Raw genomic sequence first — 10,263 nt, forward strand, 5'->3', positions numbered from 1 at the left:
GCCGGACGTCCCGTCAACGTCGTCGTCCAACCCGGTGGTCTTCCCACGCGACACCTCCGTGATCAAGGTGTTGCGACGACCACTTGAATCCGCCCTGTCATCCGCCGTCGATCGGATGACCCGGAGGTGCTGCCACCGGGTCCGAGGGGCGCCGACGGAGACTCCACCGAGGGCGGTCAGGAGGGGTACCGCTCCAGTCCCGCGGCCCGAAGCAGGCACTCGCGGCCGTCCGTGCCGATCAGTCCGTCCGAAAGGGTCTCGTCCTCCAAGAGAGCACCCAGGACAGCCGCATGTGCGGCGAAGACGGCCCTGCATTCCTCGCGCTCCGGGCGATCACAGTCCTTCCCGAAGAGCAGCACCTGGCGCTCCTCGTCGGCGTCGACCGGCGAGGACAGTTCCGCAGCGACGACCAGGAGGTCAACCAGACCGGGCCGCACCACGAGGTCGGGGAGGGCTGCCAGGCGCATCAGGAAGGGCAGGGCAGCGGGCATCACGGCGCTCATGCGGAGGGGGCCGCTCATCAAGACGTTGTCCAGCGCGGTCAGGGCCTCGGGGCCGGCTTCCCCGTCCAGGAGGGCACACAGCAGGATCGGGATCCCGGCGGGACACCCGGGGATCTGCGACCAGTCGACATCGGTGCAGCCCAGCAGCGCGGGATGGTCGCAGCCGGCTTGCCCCATGTGCGGATGTTCGCGGAGGAACCGAGCCACGGCAGCCTCTTTGACCTTCACGTCCACCACGCACATGTCCCTGCCTCCGCCCCTGCCCCTGACGCCGCCCCGAACGGCACCCACGGGACGAAACCCTTCCCGAGAGCAGCACCGAGCGCAAGCGTCGGGACCAGCAGCCCCGCCCCCCTCCGGGAGAAGTGGCGCACCAGCACGGCACGGGGTTCCGGGACGGCCCTTGGGTGGCGGCACTCCGGGTCCGGTGCGATTCTGGCGGCAGAAATTCTGCCTTTCCAGAAAGGCTTTCACACATGCTCAAGGATTCGCACGGGACTCCCTATCCGCTCACTGTGGAAGCCTCGCTCGATCCACGATTGACACGCTGGATGTGGCTGGTCAAGTGGCTGCTGGCCATCCCGCACTACGTCGTACTGGCTTTCCTGTGGGTCGGATTCTTCGTGGTGACCGTCATCGCCTTCTTCGCGATCCTCTTCACGGGCCGGTACCCACGCCCTCTCTTCGATTTCAATCTCGGGGTCCTGCGGTGGAGCGCACGGGTTCACTACTACGCGCTCACCGTCGCGGGCACCGATCGCTATCCGCCGTTCACCCTGGAAGACGTTCCGGACTACCCCTTCCACCTGGACCTCCCCCACCCCGATCGCCTCTCCCGGGGGCTGGTCCTGGTGAAGTGGTGGCTCCTGGCGATTCCGCACTACGTGCTGGTCGACCTCTTCGTGGGAAGCGGCTGGTACGGGAGCGGAGACGAATGGAACGAGGCCCACTACGGCTTCAGCCTGGTGGGCGCCCTGACGTTGATCGCCGTCGTCGCCCTGCTCTTCACCGCCGTCTACCCCCGCCGCCTCTACGACTTCCTGATGGGGCTGGTCCGCTGGATCCTCCGCGTCGCGGTCTACGCGTCCTTGATGACGGACCGCTACCCTCCCTTCGCACTGGACCAGGGAGGCGAGGAGCCGGCCGCTCCCGCGCCGGGCGCCTGAGCCCGCACCCGGCACCCTCGACGCGGTCCGGGCCCCGGGCACCCCAGGGGCGGTCGCCCTCGCGTCGGACAGCGAGGAGCCACCCGGCAGCCGTCCTCGACCTTCGAACGCGACCAGCACCTCGCCGGCCCGATCGACGGCCGGACGCCGGTGCCCCCGCACCGGGGCGCGCCGCTCCCGGCGGCGCCCGGTCGCGGCTGCGGCACGGCGCCTCAGGGCGAGCCCCCGTCGCGCCACTCTCGGTCGGTGGACCAAGCGGTCAAGGTGGTGCCGTCCTGGTACGCGAAGTACGAGCCGCACTTGAGGGTGGCCTTGCCCGCGACTCCGTCAGGGAACCACGGAGCCCCGATCTCGGCCGCGGGAGAAGCCCCTTCGATCGGCTTGCACTCGGCCGGCGGGCGCGCCCCGGCCGTCGTCGCGACGAGCAGACGTTCGCCTCCCGTCGTCTTCATGGCGTACTTGACCGAGGTCGCGTCGTCGGGCAGCCAGCGCGGCACGGAGCGCCGGTCCTGCTTGGCCTTGGCGCCGGTCGCGTACGCGGAGGACTCCTGGTGCCTCCCGTCCCACCAGTGATCGGCGGCGGGGACGGCGACGGCCGCACCGACGCCGAGGGCGACGATGCCCGCGGCGGCAAGGACGAGGGGGTTCTTTCGGCTCACTGCTCCGACTCGCTTCCTGGTGATTGCGGGAACGATTCAATGATTGCCGCCCTTTGTCCGCATACGTCCGCCCCGGTACGGACCTCGTGTACGCCTCAGGTCTGACGCCCCTGATGCCCTCCCCCAGTCCCGCTCCCCCGTCCGCAGTCGGCGGCCTGCCGATGTGACGGGGAGGGCGAACGCGGGCCGCACCCGAGCGACTCATCGGACGGGCAACGGGCTCCGATCGAACCGGCGGCCGGTGCACGGAAGGACCGGCACCACTCGGTCGGCGGGCACCGGGGCACCCACGCGCTGCGAAGAGGTCATGCGGGCCGGGTGCGCAGATCCGCTTCACCACCGGACCGAGGCCCGGTGCAGTGCACACGGATCCGGTAGCCGACCGAGCACCGCTGCCCGCGACCTTGCCCCGACCCCGCCAGGAGTCGCACGGCACCTCACGAGCTGCTGCTCTCCGCGGCCTTGGGCTGTTGTTGGGTGGCGCAGTGGATGCCACCGCCCCCTTCGGCGATGGCGTGGATCTCCAACTGGACGACCTCGCGGTCGGGGTGGAGGTCGCCGATGACGGCGGCGGCCCGCCGGTCGGCCTTGCGGTCGCCGAAGCGGGGGACGAGGACGGCGTCGTTGGCGATGTAGTAGTTGGCGTAGGAGCCGAGGAAGTCCTCACCGCGGCGGCCGAGCCTGGCGGGGTCGGGTTCGGGGAGGTCGATGATCTCGAACCTTCTCCCACGGGCGTCGATCGCGTTCTCCAGGACACCGCGGGCCTGGTCGTGGGCGCGGGTCCACACATCGGGTCCGTCGCCGACCCAGGCACGGCTGAGCAGGACGACGCCGTCGTCCGCGAAGCGGGCCAGCGAGTCGACGTGGCAATCGGTGATGTCCTGGCCCTTGACGCCCTTGAACCAGATCACCCGGTCGGCGCCGACCAGGTCCTTGAGGGAGTTCTCGATCTCGTCGCGGCCCAGATCGGGGTTGCGGTTGGAGTTGACCAGGGAGCTCTCGGTGACCAGGAGGGTGCCGTGTCCGTCCACCTCCAGCGAGCCCCCCTCTCCCACCAGGGGCGCGTCGACGCGGGGGACGCCGGCGTACTCCAGGACGGCACGGGCGATCTTCGCATCGCGCTCGTGCTCCTGCTTGCCGCCCCAACCGTTGAAGTGCAGGTCGATGCCCTCGACGCCCTTCGGGCCCTGGACGAAGGTCGGGCCGCTGTCACGCATCCACAGGTCGTCGGTGGGCACCGTGATCACCTCGACCCCGGAGCCGCAGGCCCGGCGGGCGGCCTTGGCTTCCTCCGGGGCAGCCAGCATGACCACGGGCTCGAACCCGGCCAGCGCCCGGGCGATGCCCGCGATGTCGCGCTGGACCTCGTCCGCCATGTCCTCCCAGACCGAGTCCAGCGGCGGCCAGGACATGAACGTGCGGACATGTTCGTGGGTCTCCGCCGGCATGAACGACCCGGCCCGGTTCCGCACGGGCACCGCACTCTCCTCCGCTCCGGCCGACGGTCGGCCCGGCTCCTCCCCCTGACCCTGGGCACAGGCCGCCAGCCCCGCAGCGGCCAGCGCCGCAGCCGTGCCGCCCCTCAGCACGCTCCGGCGGTTCGGTCTCCCCATGACACGGCTCCCATCCTGGGTGGAACAATTCCTGACTGAAATTTCAGTCAGGACGAGAAGGTAGCATTGCCTCCGTCACCGCCTGGAACCTTTCGAGGGAGCCGAACCGTGTCCGCCCGCCGCACCGCCATCCTGGAAGCCGCCGCCCGCGTCATCGCACAGCGCGGCATCAGGGGTCTGCGCGTCGAGGAGCTGGCCGAGGAGGCCGGCGTGTCGACCTCGCTGATCTACTACCACTTCCGCGACCGGGCCGGACTCCTCGCCCGCACCCTCGACTTCATCAACACCCGAGCCGAGCAGTACACCCGGCCCACCGCCGACCCCGACACCGACCCCCGCGGCCACCTGGAGGAGATGCTGCTCCTCGAACTCCAGGACACCCCCGCCGTCGTCGAGAACAGCACCGCCTGGGGCGAACTGCGCTCCACCGCCGTCTTCCAGCCCGAACTGCGCGACCAGCTCCGCACCACCACCGACAGCTGGAACGACTACACCAGCGACCTCATCCACCGCGCCCAGCAGACCGGCCGGGCCGCCCCCGGCATCTCACCGGACGACGCCGCCGATCGACTCACCGCCCTCGTCGAAGGCCTCAGCAAGCGCTGGCTCAGCGGCACCCTCACCCTCGACCGCGCCCGCCACCTCCTACGCGGTGCCGTCACCGCAGAACTCGGCCCCTGACCCGGTCGTCGGCACGGCTCCCCCGGCCTCATCCGAAACGGGGCGGGACGTCACGGGACGGTCCGGCAGGGGAGGAGCGGCCGGGTCCACAGCGCCGGCGAGACGAGACCCAGGGCCGCGTTGTCCCGGCCGTCCCGCATGTGGTTGAGCCAGCGCTCGTACCAGTTGAGGAAGTCCCTCGCAGAGGAGACGTTGGGGGGCCGGAAGCCATCGGCGTTTCCGGTGACCACACGTCCGGCGAGGGGGCCGGTCACCCCGATGAGGCACAGGTCGCTGCAGCCCATCTCGATGACGTGGAGGAAGAGGTCGCCCCGCAGCGCATCCGGATGGCCGGCATGGGTGAATCCCCGCGGGCTGCCGTCCGACGGCTTCCGGTTCATCGTGAACAACCTGCAGTCTTGCAGCGGAAGAAGGCCGTAGAAGGGACCGGCGCCGCTGCCCCCGAGGTGCACGAGGAAGGACCTGTAGGCCGCGGGCAGGACGATCCGGTGCTCCGCCTCGAAGGCGTCGACTTCTGCCGGGCTGACACGCGGGCCGAGGCGGAAGCGGTGGCGCTCTCCGCACACGGAGCGGCTCCGTTGCGGCCGGTGGGGCATCTTCGCCAGGGCGGAACGCACGCGGGGAATCCGGGAATCCACGGAAGGATCTCTTCTCTCGTCTCCGACGAGGTTACCGGTCGGATCGCCGGGGTCCCACCTCCGGTCCGAAGCGGTTGGCGTGCTCGCCCTCCCCGTGCAGCCCGGCGAGGAAGCTGCGGAACTCGTCGGCCTCGGGGACGGCGAGGGCGGTGTAGAGGTCGAGTGCCTGTCGGCCGTGCTCGTGGGCGAGGTCGACGTGGCCGAGGTCGCGGTGGGCGTGCGCCAGGCCGGCATGGGCACGGGCCTGCTCGGGGCGGTAGCTGAACTCGCGGGCGAGAGCCAGGGCGGCATCGTGCTCCACCACGGCCCCGGCATGGTCTCCCATGGAACGGGCGCTTTCTCCAAGGGCGTTGAGGGATTCGACTTCGTCCCCGGGGAAGTCGAACCTGCGGCTCAGCTCCAGGGCGTGGCGGTGGTGGCGGCGGGCCTCGTCATGGCGGCCCTGCCGCTGGCAGAGCAGCCCGATGTTGTTGGTCACGATGGTCTCGCCGATGCGGGATCCCGTCTCGCGGTACGCGCGCAGCGCTTGTCGATGGTGCTCGTGGGCTTCCTCGTACCGTCCCTGGCGTTCGTGGAAGGTGCCGATGTCGGTCAGGCAGCTGGCTTCACCACCGCGGTCGCCGGTCTCGCGGAAGAGTGCGAGGGATCGTGCGCAGCGGTCGTGGGCCCGCTCGTAGTCTCGCCGCCGCACGGAGACGTGGCCGAGGCCCTGCAGTGCGCGGGCCATGGCGCTGCGGTCGCCGGTCTCGCGTGCGAGGACCAGGGCCTGCTGGTAGTGCTCGGCTGCTTGCCGATAGGCGCCGTGCCACCAGAAGTGCACCTCGCCGAGATCGATGAGCGTGCGTGCTTCGGCGGCCGTGTCGCCGCTTCGCCGGCCGGCTCGCAGCGCCAGGCCGTGGAGGGTCTGCGCGTCGGCCTGGTGGGCGTGGCCCGACAGGTAGCGGTGCAAGGTGGCGGCCAGTTGGCTGGTGTGCGGGAGCCAGTCGTGCTCGGCCGCGTACTGGCCGACCGCCATGAGGTTCGCGCGTTCGTCGTCCAGCCAGGCGACCGCCGCGGCCTCGTCGTGCGGGGTCGGCGTCGGGTTGTCGGGGGCGGGAATGCGCGGCCTGCGGTTCTTGCCCTCGGGGTAGAGGTGGTCGACGGCCGCGCTCGCGGTGTGGAGGTAGTGGTGGAACAGCCGCCCGAGGGCCTCGCGCCGGTCCTCGGGGGATTCCCGGGCGATCGCGGTGGCGAGGGCGTGTTCGCGGAGCAGGTCGTGGAAGGTGTAGCGGCCGGGCTGGTGCTGGGCCAGGACGTGGGCGTCCAGGAGGTCTTCCAGGAGCGTCTCGGCCTGCCCAAGCGGAAGGTCCGCCAGCGCGGATGCCGCCTCGGTACTGATGTCGCGGCCCGGTTGGAGCCCCAGGAGCCGGAACATGCGCTGCTGATCGCACGTCAACTGCTGGTAGGACAGGGTGAAGGCCGCTGCCACTCCCCGCTCCGAGGTGGCCAGCTCCGCAAGCCTGCGGCGCTGGTCGCGGAGGCGGTCGGCCAGGTGGGCCACGGTCCAGCGGGGACGGTGGTGAAGGCGGGCGGCGGCGATGCGGACGGCCAGCGGCAGGAATGCGCACAGCTGGAGGACGTCGAGGACGGCGAGGGGTTCGGCGGTCGCCCGCTCGCCGACGATCGCCGTGAACAACTCCTCGGCGTCCGCGGCGGGCAGTACGTCCAAGGACAGGGCGTGCGCCCCGTCGAGGTCGATCAGCCGTCGACGGCTGGTGATCAGGACGAGGGCGCGGGAGGTTCCGGGAAGCAAGGGACGCACCTGGTCGACGCCGAGGGCGTTGTCCAGTACGACCAGCACGCGACGGTCGGAGAGTTCGGACCGCCACAACGCGGCGCGGTCGGTGACCGATGCGGGCACGTGCGCTGCGGGCACGCCGAGTTGGCCCAGGAGGACCCCGAGGGCGGCGCCGGCTTCGAGCGGCGGCTGACCGGCGGTGTGCGCCTGCAGGTCGACGAAGAGCTGTCCGTCCGGGAAGCGGCCCGCAAGGCGGTGCCCCGCGTGGACCGCGAGCGTCGTCTTGCCGACCCCGGCCATCCCGTCGATCGCAGAGATCGTCACGACGCCGCCGCTGCCACCCGACCGCAGGCGGATCAAACCGTCGAGCTCGTCCTCGCGTCCGGTGAAGTCCGACACGTCGTAGGGCAGGAAGTTGCCCCCCCGTGGTTCCGCCGGCGCGGTGACCGGTGGGCGCAGGGCGGGGGCGTCCCGCAGGATGTCCCGTTCGAGCTCGCTGAAGGCGTGGCCGGGGTCCAGTCCCTGCCGTTCGGCCAGGGTCGCCCGGAAGGTTCTTGCCAGGTGCAGGGCGTCGGTTTGGCGTCCGGCGCGGTGCAGGGCCAGCATCAGCTGGCAGCAGAGGCGTTCCCGCAAGGGGTTGGCCGCCGCGTGGGCGGACAGTTCCTCGATGAGGTCATCGTGTCGCCCCCGGGCGAGCTCCAGCTCGGCCAGGCGCTCGACGGCGGTCAACAACTGCCCGTTCAGGCGTGCTCTGGCGCCCGGGGCGTAGTGGGCGGTGATGCCGGCCAGCGGCTCCCCCCGCCACAGCGCCAGCGCGGCGCGCATCCGGTCCGCGGTGTTCCCCGGGTCGCCGGAGACGGACGGCGCGTCGGCGACGAGGTCGGTGAACTCCTCCAGGTCGAGCTGTCCTGGCTCGGGGGTGATCACGTATCCGGCCGGTCGGGTGGCCAACATCCGGTCTGCCCCTGAAGCGCGGAGCATCCGTCGGATCGCGGCGATCGTGGTCTGGATCTGCGCGCGGGCGGAATCCGGTGGCAGCGGTCCCCACATCGCGTCGATCAGGCGATCGGCGCTGATCACGACTCCGGAGTGCAGCAGCAGATAGGCGAGTACCGCACGGTGGCGGGGCGCCAGGCCGGGCGCGTCCGAGCCGGGAGCCACGACCTCCACCGGGCCGAGGACCGTGAACCGCATGCCGTCACTCCAGGGGCCACCGTTGCGTGCATCGAAGAAGCATCGGGAATGTATCAAGATCAACCGGCAGGGTTGCCGACATGCCAGGACTCCACGCCATTGAACCGGAGATCGCGACCGGTGAAGCCGCGGCTCTGTTCGCCGTCACGCACCGGACCTTGGGGGTCGTCCCCAACCTGGCCAGGGTGATGGCCAACAGTCCAGCCGTGTTGAAGGGCTACCTGGGCGCCGTCACCACCCTGAGCGCGGAGGGGACCTTGACGGCGCGCGTGCGCGAGAGCATCGCGCTGCTGGTGGCGCAGGAGCACGGGTGCGACTACTGCCTGTCGGTGCATGCGTTTCGCGGGACCAGGACGGCCGGGCTGAGCACGGCCGAGGCCGTCCGTGCACGTCGGGGCGAGGCCGACGACCCCTGGGCCGCCGCCGTCCTGGACCTGGCCGCCACAACGGTGCGTGATCGCGGCGCCCTTGCCGACGAGCAGGTGGCAGCGGCCCGGCGCGCCGGCCTGTCCGAGGGACAGATCGTCGAGGTCATCGCCCATGTCGCACTCAACTCGTTCACCAACTACCTCGCCACGGCCGCCCGTCTCGACGTCGACTGGCCGCTCGTGCGGCACACCGACTGAAAGGCCGTGGAGACGACGGAGGCCTCGGGACGGATCTCCCGATCCGGGCCGTCCCGCCCCCTTCTGGGCCTCCTCCTCCACAGCGCCCCGACCGACGGGGTGCGCCCCCGCACGTTTCCGGGGTACGACCGAATCGACCACGAAAGGCATGCCCTTGCCCACATCAGTACAAGTCCATCTGCTCCACGACGTTTCGACTGCCAAAGCCCTCGCATGGCATCGGGTCCTCGCGGCATCGACGGCCCACGACCTGCCCGAAGTGCCGGTCCCCGACCCCGAACAGACCCGCGCCCGACTGACCCTGCCCGCGCTGGGGAGCCGCCGGCTGACCTGGCTGGCCATCGACGCGGGCGGCGTTCCGGTCGGAGCCGCCGGCCTGCGGGTGTTCACCTCTCCCGGCCAGGAACACCTGGCCGAGCTGGAACTCCACGTCGACCCCGCACACCGCCGCCGGGGAACCGGCTCCCTCCTGCTGTCGGCGGCCGTGGCGGCCTGCCGGGCCGAGGAACGACGCAGCCTGGTCGTCACGACCGCGGCCGACGGTCCGGGCGAAGCCTTCGGCGAGCGACACGGCTTCCGCGGAGTGCTGACCCTGAACCACCTCGTGCTGCGGCTCGACGAGGCGGATCGGACCGACCTGCGCCAGATCGCCGGTGCCGAGCACCCCGGCTATCGGCTGACCGGCTGGACCGGAGCCGTTCCCGACGACCTCGCCGCCGCTTTCGCCGCGGCCAAGAACGCGATGAACGACATGCCCGTCGGCGACCTGGACTACGGCAGTGTGGCGTGGGACGCCGAACGCGTCCGCGCCATGGCCGCAGTGGTCGCCGACCGCGGGGACACCCTGCTGACCCTCGCCGCCGTGCACGACGACGGCAGCATGGCCGGCTACACCGAGGTCCTGATCCCCCGGGGAACACCGCCTCGGGTCCAGCAGTACGACACGGCGGTCGTACCCGAGCACCGCGGAAACGGACTGGGGCTGTGGGTCAAGGCCGCCATGGCGCGTCGGCTGCGCGAGGAGCACCCCGACGTGGTCGAGATCGAGACGGACAACGCCGACGACAACGCCCACATGCTGGCGGTCAACCGTCGGCTGGGGTTTCGTCCCTACCGGCGCACGCGCGAACTGCAGCTCGACGTGCCCGGGGTCTGATCCGCGCTCCTCGCTCCGGCCCGACGACCGGATCCCGCGTCCCCGCGTGATGCTCCCTTCGCCCCGAAGGGTTCCCCCCGGCCGACACGCGTCCTTCCGACTCCGGATCCGCCACCCCTGACCCCGGAGAGGCGTCAACAGGGGCGTCTCCGCCACCGCCCCCTCCGTGGCCGTCGCCGACGCGGACGCCTCCCGCGGGTCCCGTGCGCCCCTCGGCCACCGGGTGGCCGCGGGCCGGCGCCTCGATGCC

At 71.3% G+C, this 10,263-nt stretch carries 9 protein-coding genes; 4 read left to right on the plus strand and 5 right to left on the minus strand.

Annotated features, from left to right (window positions below; genetic code table 11):
* Positions 1–176 precede the first annotated feature (176 nt).
* Positions 177–710, minus strand: a complete 534-nt coding sequence (locus ACFW2Y_RS31535) for a hypothetical protein (protein WP_384885907.1) — start codon at positions 708–710, stop codon at positions 177–179.
* A gap of 332 nt (positions 711–1,042) precedes the next feature.
* Between ACFW2Y_RS31535 and ACFW2Y_RS31540 the strand changes: the two genes are divergently transcribed.
* Positions 1,043–1,669, plus strand: a complete 627-nt coding sequence (locus tag ACFW2Y_RS31540) for a DUF4389 domain-containing protein (protein ID WP_384885908.1) — start codon at positions 1,043–1,045, stop codon at positions 1,667–1,669.
* A gap of 212 nt (positions 1,670–1,881) precedes the next feature.
* On the opposite strand, the gene ACFW2Y_RS31545 is transcribed toward ACFW2Y_RS31540, so the two are convergent.
* Together ACFW2Y_RS31545 and ACFW2Y_RS31550 are read right to left on the minus strand one after the other, a co-directional pair.
* Entirely contained in the window at positions 1,882–2,328 is a 447-nt protein-coding gene (locus ACFW2Y_RS31545) for a hypothetical protein (protein WP_384885910.1), read from the minus strand.
* A gap of 437 nt (positions 2,329–2,765) precedes the next feature.
* On the minus strand, positions 2,766–3,941 hold the full coding sequence (locus ACFW2Y_RS31550) for an agmatine deiminase family protein (RefSeq protein WP_384885911.1): 1,176 nt from the start codon (positions 3,939–3,941) through the stop codon (positions 2,766–2,768).
* 108 nt (positions 3,942–4,049) lie between these two features.
* Here ACFW2Y_RS31550 and ACFW2Y_RS31555 point away from each other — a divergent pair, with 108 nt between their 5' ends.
* Complete coding sequence (locus ACFW2Y_RS31555) at positions 4,050–4,622, plus strand: TetR/AcrR family transcriptional regulator (protein WP_384885913.1); 573 nt, start codon at positions 4,050–4,052, stop codon at positions 4,620–4,622.
* A 50-nt stretch (positions 4,623–4,672) separates the two neighbouring features.
* Here ACFW2Y_RS31555 and ACFW2Y_RS31560 read toward each other — a convergent pair whose 3' ends face one another.
* Positions 4,673–5,260, minus strand: coding sequence for an SMI1/KNR4 family protein (locus ACFW2Y_RS31560; RefSeq protein WP_384885915.1), 588 nt, complete (start codon positions 5,258–5,260; stop codon positions 4,673–4,675).
* Positions 5,261–5,291: 31 nt separating this feature from the next.
* Positions 5,292–8,231 carry a BTAD domain-containing putative transcriptional regulator gene (locus tag ACFW2Y_RS31565; protein ID WP_384885917.1) on the minus strand — a complete coding sequence of 980 codons (2,940 nt, stop codon included), beginning with the start codon at positions 8,229–8,231 and terminating at the stop codon, positions 5,292–5,294.
* Between the two features lie 80 nt (positions 8,232–8,311).
* On the opposite strand from ACFW2Y_RS31565, the gene ACFW2Y_RS31570 reads away from it, so the two are divergent.
* Complete coding sequence (locus ACFW2Y_RS31570) at positions 8,312–8,857, plus strand: carboxymuconolactone decarboxylase family protein (RefSeq protein ID WP_384885918.1); 546 nt, start codon at positions 8,312–8,314, stop codon at positions 8,855–8,857.
* Between the two features lie 148 nt (positions 8,858–9,005).
* Positions 9,006–10,013, plus strand: coding sequence for a GNAT family N-acetyltransferase (locus ACFW2Y_RS31575; RefSeq protein ID WP_384885919.1), 1,008 nt, complete (start codon positions 9,006–9,008; stop codon positions 10,011–10,013).
* Positions 10,014–10,263 lie beyond the last annotated feature (250 nt).

Origin of the sequence: Streptomyces sp. NPDC058877 (genome assembly GCF_042742855.1) — a bacterium.
In the GTDB taxonomy this organism is placed as follows: Bacteria; Actinomycetota; Actinomycetes; order Streptomycetales; family Streptomycetaceae; genus Streptomyces.

What these genes read in the sequence shown, in the direction of transcription:
- ACFW2Y_RS31575 (WP_384885919.1), top strand. Translation starts at nt 9,006, where the DNA reads ATGCCCTTGCCCACATCAGTACAAGTCCATCTGCTCCACGACGTTTCG.
- ACFW2Y_RS31565 (WP_384885917.1), bottom strand. Translation starts at nt 8,231, where the DNA reads ATGCGGTTCACGGTCCTCGGCCCGGTGGAGGTCGTGGCTCCCGGCTCG.
- ACFW2Y_RS31570 (WP_384885918.1), top strand. Translation starts at nt 8,312, where the DNA reads ATGCCAGGACTCCACGCCATTGAACCGGAGATCGCGACCGGTGAAGCC.
- ACFW2Y_RS31550 (WP_384885911.1), bottom strand. Translation starts at nt 3,941, where the DNA reads ATGGGGAGACCGAACCGCCGGAGCGTGCTGAGGGGCGGCACGGCTGCG.